Genomic DNA, 20,559 nt, shown 5'->3' on the forward strand with positions numbered 1-20,559 from the left:
AAAATTATTTACTCAATCCTTTTTTCTTATTCCATCCCTCTTTTACCACCTGTCTTGCTCTAGCAATTGCAAGTGAACCTTCTGGAACTTTATCTGTTATAGTTGATCCTGCAGCAATATACGTATTATCTTCTACTGTAACTGGTGATACTAAATTTGTATTACAACCAATGAATGAATTATTACCTATAATTGTTTTATGTTTTACTTTTCCATCATAATTTACTACTACAGTACCGCATCCAAAATTACATCCACTTCCAACTTCTGCATCACCTATATATGTCAAATGAGATACTTTAGTATTATCTCCAATAGTTGATTTTTTAATTTCAACAAAATCTCCAATTCTAGCATTACTTCCAATTTTACTTTCTGGCCTAATGTACGCATATGGTCCAACCGTAGTATTCTCACCAACGTGACTATCAAGTATAACTGAGCTTTGAATTACAACACCTTTTTCTACAGTGCTATTATCTATTCTTGAATTAGGATATAATGTACAATTTTCTTTAATAACTGTATTTCCTTCAAGAACGTTACCTGGATATATTATAGTATCCGAACCAATTTGAACATCTAATCCTATGTATGTATTATTTGGATCTATAATTGTAACTCCATTTTCCATGTGAAATTCATTTATTCTTTTTTTCATTATTTGACCAACTTCTGAAAGCTGTACTCTTGAATTTACACCTAAAGTTTGCTCAAACGGAACACATATAGCTCCAACTTTCTTTCCTTCACTCTCTAAAATTTCAACAACATCAGTTAAGTAGTACTCACCTTGAGCATTATCATTTTTCAATTTTTCCAAAGTTTCCATAAGACTTTCTATATTAAAGCAATACATTCCTGCATTTATTTCTTTAACCTTAAGCTCATCTTCACTGCAATCTTTATGCTCAACTATTTTCTTTACAGAATTATCTGAATTTCTAATTATTCTACCATATCCTGTAGGGTCATCAATAATTGATGTTGTAATGGTAGCCTCATATGCACCATTTTCATGGAATTCAAGTATACTTTTTACTGAAGCTTCTGTTATTAAAGGAGCATCACCTGTAAATACTGCAACTGTACCTTTTTTTCCCTTCAAAAATTCCTTGGCACTTTTTACAGCATCACCTGTTCCTAATTGCTCTTCTTGAAAAGAATAAGATACTTCCATGTTAGCTGTTGCATCTTTAACTAGTTCTGCTCCTTTTCCTATTATTACATTCACATCATTTATTGCAGATTTTTTCATAGTATCTATTACTATGTTTACCATTTCCTTACCACATACTTTATGAAGAACCTTAGGCAAGTCCGATTTCATCCTTTTACCTTTACCTGCGGCTAATATTAACGCACACTTATACATATTGACATCGCCAAGCTTAATTTCAGCTTAACGATTTTCAACTCCTCTCGTTATTTAATTTAGAGTATAGATTATTTTAACTTTAATATTTAGCTATAATTTGTATACATATAGCCCATATTTTATTATATTTTATTGAGAATATAATTTCAATAGTGGGAGTACTTAATATATAGTCTAAAATTATTGCGAATCTTTATTCAAAGTACAGAGTACAGAGTACAAAGTACAGTGAAGGATGATTTTCTTCCGCTTTGCTACAGAAAATCTTATAACTTATTTTTTAATTGCTTACGCAATCGCGGCATTACTGCTGTCAGTGAAGCTGACAACAGTTAAGTTTAAGATTTACCTGACACAAGGAAAGGTAAATCATCCTTCTTTGTACTCTGTACTTTGTACTTTGGTTCAGTTGCTTCGCAAATTTTTTTCCAAAATAAAAAGGAGTTTTAAAAACTCCCTTTTATTATTCTTCAGTTTCAGGTTTTGTTTCTTCTTCATTTTTTACTTTTTCATACTCGCCTAATATAGCAGTCTGAATTTTTTCCCTAGTTGAAGTGTTTATTGGATGTGCTATATCCTTAAACTCTCCATCAGGTGTCTTTCTACTAGGCATAGCTATGAAAAGTCCATTTTGGCCCTCAATAACTTTTATATCATGAACAACAAATTCATTATCAAAAGTCACTGAAACAATAGCTTTCATTTTTCCTTCTGTGGTAATTTTTCTTATTCTTACATCAGTAATTTGCATACAATACACCTCCAAAGATGCTTTACCTTATGATTTTATTATAAATATTCTATATTTATTGTGTATTTCCTTCTTAATTTTAAAAAAAAATTTAATTTTTTGAAAATTATATTATTTATATTATACAGACGGTTCTATTATTGGTAAACCATCTTCACTAATCCCTTTAAATTGAACAATCGAATAATATTCTTGAACTAATTTTTCAGGATTTTCTGTATTATCAACGAGTACACCTGTACCAAGGAGTTCACTATCAAACTCTTTTAAAAGATCTATTATTCCTAACGCTGTTCCGCCCGCTTTTATTAGGTCATCAATAAATATACACTTACTTCCCTTTTTCATGCACATTCTTGATAAGGACATACTCTGAATTCTTTTTCCAGAACCACTCACATAATTTATAGTAACAGTTGGTCCTTCTGTAACCTTATTTTCTCTCCTTATGACAACTAATTGAACCCCTAATAGCTTTGCCACTTCATATGCAAGTGGAATACCTTTTGTTTCTACTGTCACTACATAATCTAAATCTTTATGATTAAATTTAGAAGCAAGTATTAGCCCTGCATCATGTATTATCTTAGGGTCGGACATTATATCTGTCATGTATAAAAAGTTTCCTGGTATTATTCTTTCCTTTTCTCTTAAAATTAAACACAAATTTGTAACAAATGCTTGTATTTTCGAATTTGATACATCACATATAAACTTAACACCACCTGCAGCACCAGAAATAGTTTCAATCTTACCATAATTTAACCGTTCAAGACTATCTCTTACTATTACAATATCTTCACTTATGGTTGATTTTGCTGCATTAAATAACTCTGTGAATGTACTTAAGTTAATACTGCAATTAGGATTATCAATTAATATTTTAGTTATAGCGGAAATTCTCTGATTTCTGCTGAATTTCTCCATGCTTATCACCTATTTCATAATATTTACATACGAACTATACTCAACTTGTCGCTTATATTATTCATATTTTATTCTTATTTTCCTCCTTAAGCAATACTTTATTCTTAAAACATAAAACTTTTTTTAATTTGTGTATTGTTTTTTTGTATATTCGTATATAATTATAATGTAAAAAAACAATGCACAATTCACAATTCACAGTTCACAATGATGGATGATTTTCTGTTGTAACAGAAAATCTTAAAATATAATTTTAGATTTTTTTACGTTAACGTAAAAAAATCAACATTAATTGTGCATTGTGAATTGTGAATTGTGAATTGACTAAGTTTTAGGAGTTGAGTCTTATGTCATTTAGTTTTAAACATGATATGAATAAAAAAGTTCACTTTATTGGAATAGGCGGTGTCAGCATGAGCGCACTTGCAGAAATTCTTCTTGAAAGAGGCTATAAAGTTTCTGGTTCTGATGCGAAAAATTCACCTACTACAGATAACCTCAAAAAAAATGGTGCTGAAATATATATAGGTCAAAAAGCTGAAAATATAAATAATGTAGATCTTGTAATCTATACTGCTGCCATATCAGATGATAACCCTGAACTAATGCATGCTAGAGAGTTAAATATTACACTTATGACTAGAGCAGAATTTCTTGGATTAATAATGAAGGGTCATAAATATAATGTTGCCATATCAGGAACCCATGGTAAAACAACAACAACCTCTATGATTTCACATATTACATTAAAAGAAAATCTTGATCCTACAATTCTTGTTGGTGGAGATCTTGATATAATAAACGGAAATGTACGTACTGGAAAAAGTGAATACTTTATTACCGAAGCCTGCGAATATAAAGCATCTTTTCTTCAGTTTTTCCCTTATATAGGTGTAATTCTTAATATTGATGCAGATCACCTAGATTACTACAAAGACATTGATGATATCCAAAATACTTTTTCTAAGTTTGTAACTCTAATACCTAATGATGGTTATTTAATCGCAAATGCAGATGATGCAAGAACAGCTGAGGTTGCTTCAAAAGCAAAGTGCAAAGTTGTAACTTTTGGAATAGAAAATGGTACAATAACAGCTAAAAATATAACATATAATGATCATAGCTGTGGTTCATTTGATGTATATGAAAATTCTACCTTATTATTTCATATAAATTTAAATGTACCAGGAAAACATAATGTATTAAATGCTCTTGCAAGTATAGCTTGTGCTAAAGTCCTCAAGATTGGATATGATTCAATTGTTTCAGGCCTCCAAAGCTTCGGTGGTACGCACAGACGTTTTGAGCTTAAAGGTGTTAAAAATGGTGTTACTGTTGTAGATGATTATGCACATCACCCAACTGAGATAATGGCAACTTTAGACGCTGCAAAAAATTACCCTCATAAAAAACTATACTGTGTATTCCAACCTCACACTTATTCAAGAACATTAAGCTTGTTTAAAGAATTTTCAAATGCCTTTTCAAATGTAGATGAACTTATTCTTGCTGATATATATGCTGCAAGAGAAAAAGATACTGGAGTAGTAAGTTCAGATATGCTTGGGGATGCAATAAGAGAAAAAAATATTTCTTGCAAAAACTTCCACAGTTTTGATGAAATAGTAGCTTACTTAAATAAAACATTAACTGACGGAGATCTTCTACTTACAGTTGGTGCAGGAAATGTTGTTGAAGTTGGAGAAATGTTCTTAAAACCAAAGTACAAAGTATAAAGTACAAAGTACAGTGAATGATGATTTTCTTCCGCTTTGCTACAGAAAATCTTATAACTTATTCTGATTGCTTACGCAATCGCATCATTACTGTTGTCAGCGAAGCTAACAACAGTTAAGTTTAAGATTTACCTGACGTAAGGAACGGTAAATCATCCTTCTTTGTACTTTGTACTCTGTACTTTGATTTAATTGGTTCTTAGTATTTAAAAATTGTACATAAAAAATTATTATTAATAATGCAACTCAAATCAAAATTACCCCTAGTGTGCCTTGGCTTTAACCTTATTTTTATTTGCTCCCTTGTCGCCTATTCCCCTTGTTGGAACTGTAGATACTATAAAGCCTATAAAAATAGATACAAGTGCAGGTGCTATAATATTTAAATAAACAACATATCTAGTTTTATATAAAATAAAAGCAGACAATCCAGTTATTAACGCTGACACCACAAAAACATATATGACAAACCTAGCAAAAGAACTTATAAATTTTTCATATATTTTATGTCTTGTTGGTCCGCTTATAACACTTCTAAATATAAAATATGCTGCAAAAATTAGCACTATATCAACTACCGCTGAAATTAAAAAATTAGCCATAAAAACACTCCTTATATAAAATTTTGAAATGCGATTAAACTTTAATACTTTGTACGTAGTTTACCCTTTGATAAGTGTTTTTAAACAATAATTTAAAATTATTGCGAAGTAAGAGCATTCTGGAACATTAAATGGCATCAATAAATCTAAGAGGAATATTTTTAAAAGCCTAAGAACTTTCAATAACTCACTATCGTTCAGACAATTGAAAGTTCTAAGGCTTTTGAAAATATTTCTCTAAGATTTATAAGATGCCATTTAAATCGTTCCAAAACGCTCTTACTTCACAATTACAGTGTTTTAAGGAAAAAATTCCTCCGTGCCTACGGAATTTTAAGATAAAAACAAGAAATACTAAAATTGCGTAAGCAATCAAAAAATAAGTTATAAGATTTTCTGTAGCAAGGCGAAAGAAAATCATCCTTCACTGTACTCTGTACTCTGTCAGTTGTACTCTGAATAATGGTTCCCAATGTTTAAAATGTGTGTATAAAATAATTTTATGCTACAACCTCTTATAACTTATATAATATCAGCTTTGCGGAGAAAAATCATATTAGTAGCAACCATATCATTTGTTTTTGCATAGTTTGTCCACCGTAGCATTTGCAAGCTGTCTATTATTCGTCTTGTTTGAAAATTTGATACGCTGCACGCTGGATGCATGATTAATATAATTTTCAATGCCATCGTAAACTCGATCTTTTTCCATTGGAGTAGTAGATCCCGTGGTAAAAAGGATTACTTTTTTGCCAGCAAACCCTTTCAGACTCTTCAGGTAGTTCACCACAAGCAAAGATCCCTTGCTGTTATATATGGGTGTTCCGAAGACAAAAACATCATAGTTTGAAACGTCATGAGGCAGGAAGCTTCCTGGATAATTTACCGTTACATCATAACCTTTATCTTTAAGACTTTCAGCCAATGCATCTGCAGCATTTTGTGTAATATTGGTCCATGCAGGCTGATAAATGACAAGGGCTTTTCCAATAGGTTTGGCTGTTGTGTAATACCGTGGTGCGCTTTTATACTGCACATTTAAGTGAGTGGGAACATATCTTATGACGGCAACTGTACCAATAATTGAAAGTAGAATAACTCCCACCAACCCCATACCTATGCCCCTGATGATTTTTCGATGCAGATGTTTAGGTGCGAATTTAATTGCCAGAACGATGGCAACAACACCTGCCGCAATAACACAAAATATAATGATAATAACATGTATAAGTTTCATTTTATTCTTTATCCTCCATTTATTCTTTCTCAACTCTTCAAGCTTAAGCGCTTTGTCTCTATTATTACAACATTTGAAAACATGATTAACAATAAGGAAAATCACCTGTTTTTTTATAATTGAGACCTAGGGAATTTCCCCCTAGACAAGGAAACATAGCGTTTTGCCTCTATCCCTTGCTTGAAACCGCTTTGATAAAATATTATAATTAATATCATGAAATAAATAGAAGGGAGAAATACATTGGAGGACTTTCAACTGCTTTTTTACATTATCTCGCTGTTCGCTGGGGTAGCATCCATCACCCTTGCAGTATTTATCAATATAGGACATACGAAAAAAGCACTCAAATATTTTATCGGGCTGGATGTTTCCCTATTCATTATTCAGTCTATGATTGCCTTAAATTTGTATATTGCCCGCACAAATAGCACTGTGGCTTTTTTGTCAATCATTTCTGACAGCATGGATGTACTTGGCACCTCATTCAGCACCTTCTTCGGTTTACTTTTCATCCATGCATTGCTTGGAAAACGCGTTTCAAAAATAAAACAAATTCTAATTTTGATAATCACCGCTTTTCAATTGATTGCAATTACCATATGTTATATGAACACCGGACTTTCCATATTGAAGTATATCGGACAGGCTTCCTTGATTACCGTTATTACATATGAAGCCCTGATGGTAATTACAAACTACCATGAGATAACGGACAAGGAACTAAAACATGCCAGCAGGATATTTTCTATAATAACACTTTCTTTTTTACCATTTCTTGCCTTAGAATATATCTGCTCTGAAGTTGATATATTTAAGAACTCTCAAGTGTTTAAGCTGCTCTCTTTACCAACTTACTTTTTTATAATAAACATAGGTACTTTGATATGGTCATACACTTACTTCAATACTCCAGCCTACATTGCCGAGAATAAACTAACCGAATATTTTATTAAAAAGTATTGCATCACAAATAAGGAGAGTGAAATCATCGAATTAACATTGACTGGTCTTACCTATAAACAAATTGCGGAGAGCCTTTTTATTTCACCTAAAACTGTGGATAACCATGTACAGAGCATATATAAAAAGCTTAAAGTAACAAACAAAATTCAACTTTCCAATCTGATTCACTCAAAAGAACAGTAGCTAAAGATAAACCACTTGAAACTTCAAAATTAATTTGTATCAAAATGCCGTCTTCTGGGAATTATGATGCAAATTGATTTTGGTAGTTGAACTGCTTTATCTATAAAGGTATTCACCTGCAAAATCATCATTTTAGTAAAAAAAGAAGCAGTTGTAAACTACTCCTCTCCACAAATTAAAATATAAGCATATAAAAAACGAGTATTCTTATATCACTTTCAAATGCTATAAGAATACTCGCCATGGTCGGGGTGACAAGAGTTGAACTTGCGACATCATGCTCCCGAAGCATGCGCGCTACCACTGCGCTACACCCCGAAACTAAACGAAATGGATAACTTCTAATTATGATATAAAAAAAACCTCTTAAATAATAAGAGGTTTTTTTTGGTCGGGGTGACAGGGATTGAACCTGCGACCTCATGGTCCCAAACCACGCGCGCTCCCATCTGCGCCACACCCCGCAAACATGTACTATTATATATGAACTTGGATAAAAAATCAATAGTTAAACCAAAATATTTATTCAGAGTACAACTGACAGGGTACAGAGTACAGTGAATGATGATTTTCTTCCGCCTTGCTACAGAAAATCTTAAAACTTATTTTGATTGCTTACGCAATCGCTATATTATCAATGTTGTTCAGCAAAGCTGACAACATTTAAGTTTAAGATTTACCTGACGTAAGGAAAGGTAAATGAACCTTAACTGTACTCTGATCTAGTTTGGTTTGTACATAAAAAATTGAAATTTATCAAATTGATCTGTATCAACAAGCAATATATCTCTTTTGTGTAATCCATCCCCAAATGAACTTCTTTGATTATCAACAATATAAGCCCATGTATGATCATTATCATCAACCCATTTTACAAAGGTGTATGTATGCGTAGGATAGCCTGTACCATCATTTTTTGTAAAACATTGATCTCCAGGAATTAAATCGTCCTTATTAGAATCTTTTTGCCATCCAAAACTTGTAAGTTGATTAATAAGTCCATGAGTATTACAAACTGAAGTAGGTATATTAAGTCCAACTCTTCTATATGATTCACTTGCAAAATAAACACAAGTATTGCTTTCACTATTGTAATTAAGCTTTGCAGCTGCATCTTCAACCGAATCTCTATTTGCCTTACTTGCCATTAAATAATTAAGATGACTTATTTGTATAGCAGATTGATTTCTTGTCCCATTACTTGCAGAAGTTATTTGATAAGGTGTAACATTTAAATTTAAATTTACATTTACATTTGTTCCTTCCAATTGACCAGTAAAAGTATAGGTTCCAACAATACTAGTATCAACAGTAGCATTATTCCATTGAACATTCCATTGCTTAGTTGTTCCATTAGGGAATTTAGCTGTTACTTGATCTGGAAGTGTATAATTATCAAATTGCATGGCTGTCGTATTTGTATCATCAGCAGATGTCGGTAAATCTTGAGTTCTAAAATCCATTGTAACATCATCTTTTAAATTAGAACCATCCTGTGACTTTAAGTTTTTTGAAATAATAACCGAATATTCTGTAGAAGGTTTATAATTATCATTAGGAATTATTGTTATTTTACTTGGATCTCCACTTTGTACATGCAAGTTAACTCCAACAGCAACATTTGTTCCCTTCTGAACAACTTTAATTGTATCAGTACTAACAGAAGAAGCATCCACTGGCTTGCTTAAACTTATCGTCCAAATTTTACCCAAATATACATCAGTTTTTTCTGAAAATTGGTTAGTTCCGTTTGCACTCGAAGAATTTGTTGTTTGCTGCACTAAGTTTTCTGAGTTAGCTTGTCCATTAGTTGTCTCTGCAAAAACAAATTTTCCTCCTACTAATAGTTGAATTGAAAACGCTGTAACAACACATACAAGTACCTTTTTTACGATATTTTTCACTACTAGTTCCCCCCTATATTTTCCCATAGCGTGTCAGTAAATTATTTATTTACCTACAATAATAAATTTTATAACAATATGATTTCTTTGTCCACTTTTAATTCAAAATTTAATTATATTTTACAAAATAGATACATTTAAAATTGGATATACTAAAGGCTAAAGGAGTGATTATTTTGATTGAAAAATACAATGAGTTATTTAAGTCCTTAGTTGATTCTTATTATTCAAACACTTTCGATTCTTTTGTTTATCACGTACTTTCAGACGATTCTGTAAACAAAGAGGAACTAGCTAAAGTAATATCTTCCCTATGTGGAACAAAAGTTGAATTTACTAACACAGATGACTTTATAAACTCTTTAAAAACAACAATTAAGAATTATAATCATAGTTCGAAAATTGTCGAAAAAATAAATGATTGTTCCATGAACTGTACTGATAGTACTGGCAAAACCTCCTGCCAAAAGTCTTGTCCTTTTGATGCAATACTATTAGACAAGGAAAAGCAAAAAACATACATAGCTTCTGAACTCTGTACAGATTGTGGAAAATGTATTGATGCTTGCCCTAGTAATTCATTAATGGATAAAACAGAATTTTTGCCAATAATGGAATTGTTAAAAAACAACGAAACTGTAATAGCTGCTGTTGCTCCAGCGATTTCAGGTCAATTTGGCGAAAATGTAACACTTGATAAATTGAGAACAGCCTTTAAGCAAGTTGGCTTTTCCGATATGATTGAAGTTGCTTTTTTTGCTGATATGCTTACTTTAAAAGAAGCAGTAGAATTTGATGAACATGTTAGTTCAAAGGATGACTTTCTTATAACCTCCTGCTGCTGCCCAATTTGGGTAGGTATGCTAAAAAAAGTATATGGTGACTTAGTAAAACATGTTTCACCATCAGTTTCTCCAATGATTGCTGCTGGAAGAGTTATAAAAAAATTAAATCCTGATTGTAAGGTTGTTTTTATTGGACCTTGCATTGCCAAAAAAGCAGAAATAAGAGAAAAAGATCTTATTGGAGCTATCGACTTTGTCCTGACCTTTGAGGAAACAAAGCAAATATTTGAAGCTTTAAATATAAATCCATCGGAACTGTCACCTGACAAATCAACTAGCTATGCATCAAGAGAAGGCAGACTATACGCTCGTACTGGTGGCGTATCAACTGCTGTAGGCGAAGCTGTTACAAAACTTTTTCCAAGTAAGGGTAAACTCTTTAAGCCTATAAAAGTTCATGGAATAAAAGAATGTAAACAATTATTAGGTGATACTCAAAATGGAATACTTGAATCGAATTTTCTTGAAGGAATGGGGTGCATTGGTGGCTGTGTTGGTGGTCCAAAGGCTCTTGTTTCAAAAGAGGACGGAACCACTGCTGTAAATGAAGTTGCCGAAAACTCTGAAATAAAAATTTCACTTGACAATGATTGCATGAAAGATATTTTAAAGAGACTTGGCATAACTTCTACTGATGATTTTAAAGATGAAGAAAAAGTAAAGATATTAGAAAGAGAATTTTAGATATTTATCTTAAATTTCACATTAGTTAAAACAACCTTAACATATATCAAATATAATATATTATGAACGTAGATAAGTTGTAAAGAGTAAAAGGGGAATACAAACGTATATTTCTTCCTTACGCAAGCGATTGTGAAACCTATAACATCTGTTACCTAATTATACCTTTTACTCTCTACTCTTATATACACTTAGTATTATATTTAAAAAGGGGGCTTAAATACTATGAATAAAATTTTATCTCACATCCAAAAAAATGATGTGACAATTTTACGAATTATACACTGCAAAGCAAAATGCAGCTTTCTAGACAAATTCATGACCCTCATAACTTATATTGGCTCTACAACCTTTGGGATTTCGTTTTGTATTATTTCACTTATTTTAACTCTTTCTTCTAAAAGTAACTTTGGTATAGAAGTAACTTTTTCAATGATATTAAGCACACTGCTATCTAATATAATAAAAATAAATGTAAATAGATTACGCCCATATGTAAAGTTTGATAACCTAAATGCAAAAAAAATTGGAGTAGATAAATATTCATTTCCTTCTGGTCATACAACTTCAGCATTTACTATGTCTGTAATGCTAAGCCTATTCTTTCCAAGCTTATCATGGATTTTCATAACTCTAAGTACTCTCGTAGGAATCTCTAGAATATACTTAGGCGTACACTACCCAACAGACACCATCTTTGGCACTATTCTCGGAAGCTTGTGTTCAATAATTATATACATTTTCATATAATTAAATGTTATAATTAATTGAGGTGATAAATTTGTCAAAGAAAATAAAAGCCGCAATTTTTGATATGGATGGAACACTTATAGATTCAATGTGGGTATGGGAAAAAATAGATGTTGAATTTCTAAAAAAAAGGAATCTTGAAATACCAAATAATTTGCGTTCTGATATAGAGCATATGAATTTTTATCAAGTTGCAGAATACTTTAAGAATCGCTTTCATCTTCCAGATTCAATAGACGAAATCACAAAAGAGTGGAATGACATGGCATATTCTCACTATGTTAATGATGTTACATTAAAAAATGGTGTAAAAGAATACTTAAAACATCTTAAAGCAAATGGCACAAAAATAGGACTTGCTACAAGCAACTGTTTGATGCTCATTGAAGCTGTTTTAAAAAAACTTGAAATTTATGATTTTTTTGACTCAATAACTACAACAGATGAAGTTAACAAGGGTAAAGATTTTCCCGATATTTATATACTTGCAGCAAAAAAATTAGGGGTTTCTCCATCTGAATGCATTGTATTTGAAGATATATTACCAGCTATAATTTCTGCTAAAAAAGCAGGTGCAAAAGTAGTCGGCGTTCATGATGATTACGCTCTAGCACAAATGCAAGATATAAAAAATGAAGCAGATAAATTTATAGTTAATTTTGAAGAAATAATAGCATAAGCAATTCTACGAAGTAAGTATATCACAGGATGTTAAATAAAATTGGTAAATCTAAGATGAAAAACTTTAAAAGCCTAAGACGTTTCAATAACTCGCTGAAAAAATGCTCAGACAATTGAAACATCTAAGTCCTTTAAAGTTTTTCATCTAAGATTTATACAATTTTATTTAAATCATCCTGCAATACACTTACTTCGCATTACACGTAGTTTAATGTAAAAATTCCTCCGTACCTACGGAATTTTGGTGTATTGCAAAAAATATTTTTAGAATTGATGTAATTGATGCTTTAATTAGCAAATAATTTTATATTACGATTAAAATTATTTGCTATAAATCTCTTAATTATCAATAAAGTTAACTATTTTGGTGGAATAATATCTTCTGCCAATATCACATCTTCCGCATGTACCCATCCTTTGTTGTTTATATTTTCACTTAAAGCAAATCTAATTTCATACCAAATACTTCCCCCTATGCTTCCTGAGTCTAGTATTTCAACACTTAACCCATTGCAAACTTTTCCAAGCATAGGTGATTTGTCAATTGGTGCAATTAATAAATCCGTTTCCTTATTTACAACGCCTTTTGTACATTCAATTGCTGAAAATTTTATAATAACATTTTCTTGCTGTTTTGATTCTAAAATTTTACTTTCAAAATCATTTTTAAGATTCTTATTTTGCCTTGATAAAAGCATAATTTTTCTCTTTTGATCTTCTACTTTTTTATTATAACTCATAACAAAATATGCTGATATACCCACTAATATCAAAAAAAGAATAGCTACCAATATTTTTACTCCTTAATAATCACTTTCCTTATTATAATATTATGATTTTAAAATAAGGAGTATTAAAGTTTCTTAATTTAAGCTTAAAATATAATCTTCTACTTCTTTAGATAGTCCAATATTTTACAAGCTGCAAACTATAACATTATAAATCCTATAAGTAATAAAATACTTATAATTGAAAATCCAAAAGTTCTCCAGTACTTATAATACAATGCTTCCACTGATGCATATACCGCAAACAAAATTAAAGTTATTACATAATAAGTTTGATTAAGACTATGTGTGGCAAAAGAGACTACTCCATTGGACAAAAACACTATTCCAAAGCTAAACATTAATGTAACCTTGATTTTCATTTGTTTGTCAGTAACTGTACTCGGAATCTCTTGATGCTGTTTTCTTGCAAGTTTTATTCCATCTTTTAGTAATAAATAATTTAAATTCGCAATCACTTGAAACACACCAAAGGCAAGAAAAAAGGCTCTATATACTTCCAACTTCCAAGACATTATTTTGCCTCCTTATTCAAATTATTATCAATTCTATGTAAATACTCTACTAATTGCTGCACTTCATTTTCATTAAATCCTTCTAAAGCTTTTTTATTGCACTTAACAGCTTCATAACTAAGCCTATCTACAAGTTCTATTCCATAAGGTGACATACATATTCTATATGCCCTTTTATCACTTTCGCACTGCTCTCTATAAACTAATTTCTTATTGGCAAGCTTGTCAATTACAGAACCCGTTGTCGCCTTATCTGAAGATAACTTTTCTGCTATCTCAACTTGTGTTAACTCATCTTGTTCTGATAATAATTTTAATATTGACCATTGTGATGTAGTTATATCAAATCTTTTAATCTCCGCATCCAGGCTCTTTTTCATATTTCTAGCTGTTCTATTAATAATGTATCCAAAAGACTCATTTAACTTCATATTTTCTTTCACCTCTCAATATAGTAAGTACACTTACTATCGTACACACTCTTCTATATTTTGTCAATAGCTAAAGAGCTGCTGTACTAGGATTATTTAGTACATAACTTAAAACTATTGCGAAGTAAGAGCATTCTGGAACATTAAATTGCCTCAATAAATCTAAGAGGAATATTTTTAAAAGCCTAAGAACTTTCAATAACTCACTAACGTTCAGACAATTGAAAGTTCTAAGTCTTTTGAAAATATTCCTCTAAGATTTATAAGATGCCATTTAAATCGTTCCAAAACGCTCTTACTTCGCAATTACAGTGGTTTAAGGAAAAAATTCCTCCGTGCCTACGGAATTTTAAGATGAAAACAAGAAATATTAAAATTGCGTAAGCAATCAAAAAATAAGTTATAAGATTTTCTGTAGCAAGGCGGAAGAAAAGCATCCTCCACTGTACTCTGTACTCTGTCAGTTGTACTCTGAATAAAGGTTCGCAATATTTAAAATTTGTGTATAAAATAATTTTACTGTTCCAGTCCCATCCATCATATTCTAAATTAAATTTAACTTTTTTTCCTTGCCAAATATAAATCTATCGTGTCATACACTTTTAAAACATTACCATACTCTTTAATAGCACTTTCAATTTCGCTCTCAAATAATTGCTTTGTAAACTCTGGCATAGCTATATGATCTGAATACGTATTCAACAAACCAATATAATCACAACCGTTAAATTTGCGCATTCCATGATATAATTTTACTTCAACTTCCTTAAACCCAAAGGATTTTATAGTTTCTGATATTTTCTTATATCTTAACGTATTATTTTCTATAAATTTAGCAGTTGATGGTCTATATTTTTGATATATTCCTTGAATTTTCTGGTGCAATGGATCATCTTCTCTTTTTACAAATGGTTTGTTCCAAAATACAGCTAAAGTTCCTCCATCCTTCAATAATTTAAATGCTTTCTTATAACCTATATCTTCTTGTATCCAATGAAATGCTGTCGCTGAATAAATTATATCTACGCTATTATCCTCAAACTGAAAATCTTCAAATGAAGTATTGCATACATTAAAATTTTTATACTGTTTAAATTTCTCTTTGACATATTCGGTAAAATTTCCACCTAGTTCAACTGCTGTCAATTTACAACCTGTTTTAAGAAACGGTGTAGTCGCTTGACCAGTTCCTATTCCAACTTCAATTGCCTTTTTATTTTGATCAAGCCCAGAATATTCAATTATATCGTTAAACAGTTCCTCACAATAGATTGGACGCCACTTATCATAGTTTATTACATCTTCATTAAACATTAAACGCTTATCCATGTGTATACCCCCTAAAACTATTAGTTAGAACATTGCCATTTCTCCAGTAGTATTCATTCCTTTTATTTAGGCTATTTTTAAATTCACATAACTTACTTCTAATTTAATAATATGAATTATTGTATTGCATTAAGACCATTATATTACAATAATAAAAACAATAACAAAAAAACAGCAATAATACTCGTTATGGATAAACAATTTAAAAAGTTAAAATTGTTTATACGAAATTCATCCTGTTAAATTACAATTTGAATCAGAGTACAAAGTACAAAGTACAGAGTACAAAGAAGGATGATTTACCTTTCGCTTTGCTTAGGTAAATCTTAAACTTAATGTTGTCAGCTTCGCTGAGCACCATGTATGGCGCGATTGCGCAGCAATAAAAAAATAAGTTTTTAGATTTTTCTCAGTGTTAACGGAGAAAAATCATCCTTCGTTGTACTCTGTACTCCGTACTCTATGTTAAATTGTAATTTGTCAGGATAAACTTGGTACTTGCAATTTCAATGTTCCAAGTTGTATATCTATACTAATGCTGTTTCACTCTTTGGCTATGTTTTAAATAAGTGTTGATTTTCACACTTATTTAAAACATAGCTTCCTTTAGTAAGTTTAGCTATTTTTAAAAGAATGTTGATGTGATATGCTCACTTTTATGGGCTCTTAGGATTGCTCGTTTATAATTTGCGTAATTTTGACTAGGACGGTCAAAGCCATTTAGGCATCAGGACGATACATCTAAATGAGTAGCAAATTATAAACGAGCAATTCTTAGAGCCCATTAAGGCATTTTAAAAAAATAATAAGTCCAAATTGAGAGATAGTTTTGTGTAATACAAGGAATTGTAACACGCTAATACTGGTTGTCTTAACGTGCTACAGTGACGAAGTATTACACAAAACTAGCCGAAAGTTGAACTTGTTATTTTCTTTAAGATGCCTACTGTCATAAGCTCATATCAACTTTCTTTTAAAACATAGCCTATTCTTTAAATTTTCTAATATAAAATAACTATCTTTGCATCATAATAGCTTAAATAATAATTTATTCTATTCTCGTATATTCTTCTTTTATTAATTTTGCAAATTGTGGTTTTTCATTAGATACATTCATTAGATATGTAAGTACATTGCCAGGATACTCAATCTTATATCTCAATTGAGTCCATTCCAAGGAGCGTCTTATCAAGGCTATAACACAATTTTCATTATGATTTTCATTACATTCTTTACATAGCCTGCATGTGTTAGCTATACCTCGCGCAATAACTTTCTCATCATAGTATTTAAAATCACTTTTAGGTATTAAATTTTCTCCATCCTCTATAACATTGGTAGAATTGTTTTTAATGTTTTTAGCAACATATTGAACAAAGCCAATATTGCACGTTCTCCAACTGCACTTTTCTGTTCCTTTATATGGACATTCCTCACATATTTCTCTAGTGGTCTTTTCTATGCTGTTTAAATAGTCCATGCCATTATTCCTCTCTATTTTTTCAATAAATAATCAACCAATGCTTTATTTCCTTCTACACATCTACCGCAGCCTGTACCAACCTTAGTAATAGCCTGTACTTCTTCAAAAGATTTAGCTCCATTTTTAACTGCATTAACTACATCTTCAGCTTTAACCTTAAAGCAGCCACATACTATCTCATTTCCATCAAGTTTTCTTTTAATAATTAGTTCATTTACTAATTCTTTATTATTTTCTAAGCAATGTCCACATCCAGTTCCAACTTTTGTAACAGCCTGTACTTCTTCAAAAGATTTTGCTCCATTCTTAACTTCATTTTTTAAATCATCCTCAGTAACTTTATGACATCCACATACAACTTTACTATCTTCCATTTTATTCTCTCCTTTATGCTTTAATACTATTTAAACTTTTAAGTAGTTCTTCTACATCAATACCATGAACCATAGATGCTTCTTCTATGCTTTCCGCTTGAGATGCAGGACAACCAATACATCCCATACCAAAATCCATAAGCATTTGAGCTGCTTCTGGTCCTATTCCTACAACATCTTTTATTAATGTTTCCTTTTCAACCTTCATCTATAAAACCTCGCTTTCGCACTTACTTTTACTCTTGTTGTATTATTACAATATTTAATTACTTTTAGTAACCCGATATATTAATTATTGCATATTGCTTATAGTAAGTCAAGTTATTTATATTATAGTCAAAATATTCTTCATCATTTTATCGCCTTCTCATTAAATATTCCCTTAACCAATCAGGAAAATGCGCTATTAATTTATATAAAAATGGAACTGAAACTTTATACCGTAAATTAAGCTTTCTTTTCAAAACTATATTACTTATAACTTTTGCGGTTTCCGTAGGACTCGCTTGTTTTTGATTTTTTCTATATTTAACATCGGATTTATAAAAACGTGAATAAAATGATTTTTCATTTGACATAAGGCTATCTGAATTGTCAGACAAGGTCTTAAAAAAATTAGTTTTTATAGGTCCTGGTTCAATAACCGTTGACTGAATATTATAATCGTTTAATTCCAAGCGCAATGTATCACTTAATGCCTCAACTGCAAATTTAGATGCACAATAAGCCCCATTAATAGACTGAGCAAATTTCCCTGAAATTGAGCCAATATTTATAATCTTACCCGACTTTTTCTCTCTCATTTGTGGAATAACTGCTTGGATCATATTCATTATGCCAAACACATTAACCTCAAACATATTTTTAGCATCATCCACATTAATTTCTTCTAAAGCCCCTCGAATTGAATATCCTGCATTATTTATAAGAATATCAATTTTATGAAATTGCAACATTACTTCCTTTATTGCTGCATTAATAGACTCCCTCTCAGTAACATCTATATGCAATTTTAAAGCAGCTTTCAAATCTCTTAAAGTTTCAACATTTCTTGCTGTTGCAATAACAGTGCAGCCCCTATCTGATAATGCTTCACACAATTCTCTGCCAATCCCTGTAGAACATCCAGTAATTAATACAACTATTTCATTGTTCATAAAGATAACCTCCAATTAGGGGCTGTCACACTAAGATTATTTAATATGTAACTTTTAAAATTTATTTATAAAATAATTTTGTGTGACAGCCTCAAAAACTTTTCTACATTATAAAACACTTGGAAGATCTCTTCATTATCATTTGTTAATGTTTAATTTTTTTCTTATTCTACTAAGTGATACAGGAGTTATTCCTAAGTAAGATGCTAAATAGCATTGTTTAATTCGCCTTTCTAAAGCTGGATATTTAGAAATAAACTTTTTATATCGTTCTACACTATTTAATAATTTAAAGCTGCTTGCATGCTCTTCTTTCATGACAAGAGTTTTATCAATCATTTTTTTATAAAATAAAAGCAGATTATAATTTCCTTCAACTACCTTCTCAAAGTCTGAAATCTTGGCTACAAGAATTTCGCTATCTTCCAACGCTTGTATATAATATTCAGCTTCTTTTTGAAAAAGATGTGCCTCATAAGAAAATAATATTCCACCTTCCATATAAAAATATTTTGTTATATCATTTCCCGCCTTATCAATGTAATAGGAACGAAAAACTCCCTTAGAAATAAAACCCATTTCAGTAGATCGTTCACCAGCCTCCAAAAAATGCATTTCCTTTTTTAATGTCCTTGGTTGAAAAATATCTCGAAGCAAAAAAATGCTTTTTTCATCAATATTGGCACTATTATTTTTCAAAAGCTTTAGCCATAAATCGTTATATAGATTATCATTCATACAAAACCTCATTGTCTTTAGAATATTTATATATAGATAAACCATTTCAACTATTAAAATTCATGTGCATCATAATGCCCAGAAGACGGCATTTTGATACAAATAAATTTTAAGTTTCAAGGTGGTTTATCTTTAGTATATCATATAAAAAACCTGCATAAGACATCTTAACGAAGTCATGCAGGTACTTATAGATATACCAGCTCAACTATTAAAATTCATATGCACCAAAATGCCTAGAAGACGGCATTTTGGTACACATAAATTTTAAGTTTCACAATGGTATATCTTTAATTCTATAATTTCATAATAGCTTTTTCTTCTAAGTGTTTAAGTGCTTCTGGTGTATGTGTTGAAAGATAAACAGTTGGATTATTTTTTATAAATTCTCTTACATTTTCAAGAGTTTTCTTGGCAGCTTCTTTATCTTCAAACACAATAGATAATTTATTTTCTAAAAGTGCAGCATCAGTATAAGTTACATCCCCATGCATCATATAGAATATACCGTCTTTTTCTGCAATTACAATTGAATTTCCATTAGTATGTCCTGGTGCTGAAACAAGATATATACCTTCTGCAATCTTTTCACTTTTATCAAAATTGTGATATGAACCATCCTTAAATGCAACTCTTACTACATTTTCACCAGTTAATTTCAAATCATCTGCTTCTTTTTCTGAAAGATAAATCTTGGCATTAGGAAAACTTCTTAATTCTCCAGAATGATCTGGATGTTTATGAGTTAATAATATTTTAGTGACTTGTTCCTTTTTATATCCAAGTGAATCTAATGCAGACAAATAATCTTGAAGCTTACGTCCTTGATATATTTTTTGTCCTTCCTTTGGCGGCATCTCTGGTAACTCTGACGGAACACTTGTATCTACTAAAATAACTTCTTTTCCTGTATCGATAAGATAATTTTGAAGACTAGATGGATATTGTTTTGTCTCATCTAACATAGCTTTATCTCCACTACCTCCAAAAGCAAAATCCTGTGTCATAAATCCACCCTCATACAATTTAACAGCTTTAATTTCCATAATTCAAAATCCTCCTTTAAATTTAAACCATAATTTTTTTATAATAAATTTATA

At 30.9% G+C, this 20,559-nt stretch carries 21 protein-coding genes and 2 tRNA genes; 5 read left to right on the forward strand and 18 right to left on the reverse strand.

All coding sequences use genetic code 11. The features are described 5' to 3' along the window. Positions 1 to 4 precede the first annotated feature (4 nt). From glmU to purR, 3 genes are all read right to left on the reverse strand, one after another. Positions 5 to 1,375 (reverse strand): bifunctional UDP-N-acetylglucosamine diphosphorylase/glucosamine-1-phosphate N-acetyltransferase GlmU, encoded by a 1,371-nt coding sequence (glmU, locus tag CUEA01_RS00220; protein ID WP_234117072.1) that lies wholly within the window; start codon positions 1,373 to 1,375, stop codon positions 5 to 7. A 466-nt stretch (positions 1,376 to 1,841) separates the two neighbouring features. After that, positions 1,842 to 2,129 (reverse strand): septation regulator SpoVG, encoded by a 288-nt coding sequence (gene spoVG / locus CUEA01_RS00225; protein ID WP_234117076.1) that lies wholly within the window; start codon positions 2,127 to 2,129, stop codon positions 1,842 to 1,844. A gap of 120 nt (positions 2,130 to 2,249) precedes the next feature. Further along, positions 2,250 to 3,056, reverse strand: coding sequence for a pur operon repressor (purR, locus tag CUEA01_RS00230; protein WP_234117078.1), 807 nt, complete (start codon positions 3,054 to 3,056; stop codon positions 2,250 to 2,252). A gap of 347 nt (positions 3,057 to 3,403) precedes the next feature. Here purR and murC point away from each other — a divergent pair, with 347 nt between their 5' ends. Beyond that, entirely contained in the window at positions 3,404 to 4,792 is a 1,389-nt protein-coding gene (murC, locus tag CUEA01_RS00235) for a UDP-N-acetylmuramate--L-alanine ligase (protein ID WP_234117079.1), read from the forward strand. Between the two features lie 263 nt (positions 4,793 to 5,055). Here murC and CUEA01_RS00240 read toward each other — a convergent pair whose 3' ends face one another. Both CUEA01_RS00240 and CUEA01_RS00245 read right to left on the reverse strand, forming a co-directional pair. Next, positions 5,056 to 5,394, reverse strand: a complete 339-nt coding sequence (locus CUEA01_RS00240; protein WP_234117081.1) for a hypothetical protein — start codon at positions 5,392 to 5,394, stop codon at positions 5,056 to 5,058. A 571-nt stretch (positions 5,395 to 5,965) separates the two neighbouring features. Next, positions 5,966 to 6,631 (reverse strand): flavodoxin family protein, encoded by a 666-nt coding sequence (locus tag CUEA01_RS00245; protein WP_234117082.1) that lies wholly within the window; start codon positions 6,629 to 6,631, stop codon positions 5,966 to 5,968. Between the two features lie 243 nt (positions 6,632 to 6,874). On the opposite strand from CUEA01_RS00245, the gene CUEA01_RS00250 reads away from it, so the two are divergent. Further along, complete coding sequence (locus tag CUEA01_RS00250; RefSeq protein WP_234117083.1) at positions 6,875 to 7,780, forward strand: response regulator transcription factor; 906 nt, start codon at positions 6,875 to 6,877, stop codon at positions 7,778 to 7,780. Between the two features lie 243 nt (positions 7,781 to 8,023). On the opposite strand, the gene CUEA01_RS00255 is transcribed toward CUEA01_RS00250, so the two are convergent. The 3 genes from CUEA01_RS00255 to CUEA01_RS00265 all read right to left on the reverse strand — a co-directional run bounded on the left by CUEA01_RS00255 (position 8,024) and on the right by CUEA01_RS00265 (position 9,684). Continuing rightward, positions 8,024 to 8,098, reverse strand: a tRNA-Pro gene (locus CUEA01_RS00255). 70 nt (positions 8,099 to 8,168) lie between these two features. Next, positions 8,169 to 8,244, reverse strand: a tRNA-Pro gene (locus CUEA01_RS00260). Between the two features lie 258 nt (positions 8,245 to 8,502). Beyond that, positions 8,503 to 9,684 carry an Ig-like domain-containing protein gene (locus tag CUEA01_RS00265; protein WP_234117085.1) on the reverse strand — a complete coding sequence of 394 codons (1,182 nt, stop codon included), beginning with the start codon at positions 9,682 to 9,684 and terminating at the stop codon, positions 8,503 to 8,505. A 176-nt stretch (positions 9,685 to 9,860) separates the two neighbouring features. Between CUEA01_RS00265 and CUEA01_RS00270 the strand changes: the two genes are divergently transcribed. The 3 genes from CUEA01_RS00270 (at position 9,861) to CUEA01_RS00280 (ending at position 12,642) form a co-directional block, all read left to right on the forward strand. Further along, on the forward strand, positions 9,861 to 11,213 hold the full coding sequence (locus tag CUEA01_RS00270; protein WP_234117087.1) for a [Fe-Fe] hydrogenase large subunit C-terminal domain-containing protein: 1,353 nt from the start codon (positions 9,861 to 9,863) through the stop codon (positions 11,211 to 11,213). A 225-nt stretch (positions 11,214 to 11,438) separates the two neighbouring features. Beyond that, positions 11,439 to 11,963 carry a phosphatase PAP2 family protein gene (locus tag CUEA01_RS00275; protein WP_234117089.1) on the forward strand — a complete coding sequence of 175 codons (525 nt, stop codon included), beginning with the start codon at positions 11,439 to 11,441 and terminating at the stop codon, positions 11,961 to 11,963. Positions 11,964 to 11,994: 31 nt separating this feature from the next. Continuing rightward, on the forward strand, positions 11,995 to 12,642 hold the full coding sequence (locus CUEA01_RS00280; protein ID WP_234117090.1) for an HAD family hydrolase: 648 nt from the start codon (positions 11,995 to 11,997) through the stop codon (positions 12,640 to 12,642). 361 nt (positions 12,643 to 13,003) lie between these two features. Here the strand turns inward: CUEA01_RS00280 and CUEA01_RS00285 are convergent, their stop codons facing one another. From CUEA01_RS00285 to CUEA01_RS00330, 10 genes are all read right to left on the reverse strand, one after another. Then, entirely contained in the window at positions 13,004 to 13,384 is a 381-nt protein-coding gene (locus CUEA01_RS00285; RefSeq protein ID WP_234117092.1) for a hypothetical protein, read from the reverse strand. Between the two features lie 188 nt (positions 13,385 to 13,572). Further along, a complete protein-coding gene (locus CUEA01_RS00290; protein WP_234117094.1) occupies positions 13,573 to 13,947 on the reverse strand; it encodes a hypothetical protein in 375 nt (124 codons plus the stop codon). After that, positions 13,947 to 14,378: a MarR family winged helix-turn-helix transcriptional regulator gene (locus tag CUEA01_RS00295; protein WP_234117098.1), complete on the reverse strand. Its 432-nt coding sequence runs from the start codon at positions 14,376 to 14,378 to the stop codon at positions 13,947 to 13,949. The genes CUEA01_RS00290 and CUEA01_RS00295 overlap by 1 nt, the downstream gene beginning before the upstream one ends. 555 nt (positions 14,379 to 14,933) lie before the next feature. Further along, positions 14,934 to 15,707, reverse strand: a complete 774-nt coding sequence (locus tag CUEA01_RS00300; RefSeq protein WP_234117100.1) for a class I SAM-dependent methyltransferase — start codon at positions 15,705 to 15,707, stop codon at positions 14,934 to 14,936. A 1,048-nt stretch (positions 15,708 to 16,755) separates the two neighbouring features. After that, the gene (locus tag CUEA01_RS00305) at positions 16,756 to 17,187 is read right to left on the reverse strand and encodes a hypothetical protein (protein ID WP_234117102.1); all 432 of its coding nucleotides are present in this window, start codon (positions 17,185 to 17,187) and stop codon (positions 16,756 to 16,758) included. Positions 17,188 to 17,201: 14 nt separating this feature from the next. Then, positions 17,202 to 17,564 (reverse strand): (2Fe-2S)-binding protein, encoded by a 363-nt coding sequence (locus tag CUEA01_RS00310; RefSeq protein ID WP_234117105.1) that lies wholly within the window; start codon positions 17,562 to 17,564, stop codon positions 17,202 to 17,204. A gap of 13 nt (positions 17,565 to 17,577) precedes the next feature. Further along, complete coding sequence (locus CUEA01_RS00315; RefSeq protein WP_234117107.1) at positions 17,578 to 17,772, reverse strand: DUF1858 domain-containing protein; 195 nt, start codon at positions 17,770 to 17,772, stop codon at positions 17,578 to 17,580. 148 nt (positions 17,773 to 17,920) lie between these two features. Beyond that, positions 17,921 to 18,721: an SDR family oxidoreductase gene (locus CUEA01_RS00320; protein ID WP_234117115.1), complete on the reverse strand. Its 801-nt coding sequence runs from the start codon at positions 18,719 to 18,721 to the stop codon at positions 17,921 to 17,923. Positions 18,722 to 18,859: 138 nt separating this feature from the next. Beyond that, positions 18,860 to 19,459 (reverse strand): Crp/Fnr family transcriptional regulator, encoded by a 600-nt coding sequence (locus CUEA01_RS00325; protein WP_234117117.1) that lies wholly within the window; start codon positions 19,457 to 19,459, stop codon positions 18,860 to 18,862. A 296-nt stretch (positions 19,460 to 19,755) separates the two neighbouring features. Further along, a complete protein-coding gene (locus CUEA01_RS00330) occupies positions 19,756 to 20,505 on the reverse strand; it encodes an MBL fold metallo-hydrolase (RefSeq protein WP_234117119.1) in 750 nt (249 codons plus the stop codon). Positions 20,506 to 20,559: the final 54 nt, after the last annotated feature.

Source organism: Clostridium hydrogenum (assembly GCF_021432385.1).
GTDB classification, from domain to species: Bacteria; Bacillota; Clostridia; order Clostridiales; family Clostridiaceae; genus Clostridium_S; species Clostridium_S hydrogenum.

Bases quoted from the DNA above. Each gene is read 5' to 3' on its own strand.
- glmU (WP_234117072.1), bottom strand. From the start codon at position 1,375: ATGTATAAGTGTGCGTTAATATTAGCCGCAGGTAAAGGTAAAAGGATG.
- spoVG (WP_234117076.1), bottom strand. From the start codon at position 2,129: ATGCAAATTACTGATGTAAGAATAAGAAAAATTACCACAGAAGGAAAA.
- purR (WP_234117078.1), bottom strand. From the start codon at position 3,056: ATGGAGAAATTCAGCAGAAATCAGAGAATTTCCGCTATAACTAAAATA.
- murC (WP_234117079.1), top strand. From the start codon at position 3,404: ATGTCATTTAGTTTTAAACATGATATGAATAAAAAAGTTCACTTTATT.
- CUEA01_RS00240 (WP_234117081.1), bottom strand. From the start codon at position 5,394: ATGGCTAATTTTTTAATTTCAGCGGTAGTTGATATAGTGCTAATTTTT.
- CUEA01_RS00245 (WP_234117082.1), bottom strand. From the start codon at position 6,631: ATGAAACTTATACATGTTATTATCATTATATTTTGTGTTATTGCGGCA.
- CUEA01_RS00275 (WP_234117089.1), top strand. From the start codon at position 11,439: ATGAATAAAATTTTATCTCACATCCAAAAAAATGATGTGACAATTTTA.
- CUEA01_RS00285 (WP_234117092.1), bottom strand. From the start codon at position 13,384: ATGAGTTATAATAAAAAAGTAGAAGATCAAAAGAGAAAAATTATGCTT.
- CUEA01_RS00290 (WP_234117094.1), bottom strand. From the start codon at position 13,947: ATGTCTTGGAAGTTGGAAGTATATAGAGCCTTTTTTCTTGCCTTTGGT.
- CUEA01_RS00295 (WP_234117098.1), bottom strand. From the start codon at position 14,378: ATGAAGTTAAATGAGTCTTTTGGATACATTATTAATAGAACAGCTAGA.
- CUEA01_RS00300 (WP_234117100.1), bottom strand. From the start codon at position 15,707: ATGGATAAGCGTTTAATGTTTAATGAAGATGTAATAAACTATGATAAG.
- CUEA01_RS00305 (WP_234117102.1), bottom strand. From the start codon at position 17,187: ATGGACTATTTAAACAGCATAGAAAAGACCACTAGAGAAATATGTGAG.
- CUEA01_RS00310 (WP_234117105.1), bottom strand. From the start codon at position 17,564: ATGGAAGATAGTAAAGTTGTATGTGGATGTCATAAAGTTACTGAGGAT.
- CUEA01_RS00315 (WP_234117107.1), bottom strand. From the start codon at position 17,772: ATGAAGGTTGAAAAGGAAACATTAATAAAAGATGTTGTAGGAATAGGA.
- CUEA01_RS00320 (WP_234117115.1), bottom strand. From the start codon at position 18,721: ATGAACAATGAAATAGTTGTATTAATTACTGGATGTTCTACAGGGATT.
- CUEA01_RS00325 (WP_234117117.1), bottom strand. From the start codon at position 19,459: ATGAATGATAATCTATATAACGATTTATGGCTAAAGCTTTTGAAAAAT.
- CUEA01_RS00330 (WP_234117119.1), bottom strand. From the start codon at position 20,505: ATGGAAATTAAAGCTGTTAAATTGTATGAGGGTGGATTTATGACACAG.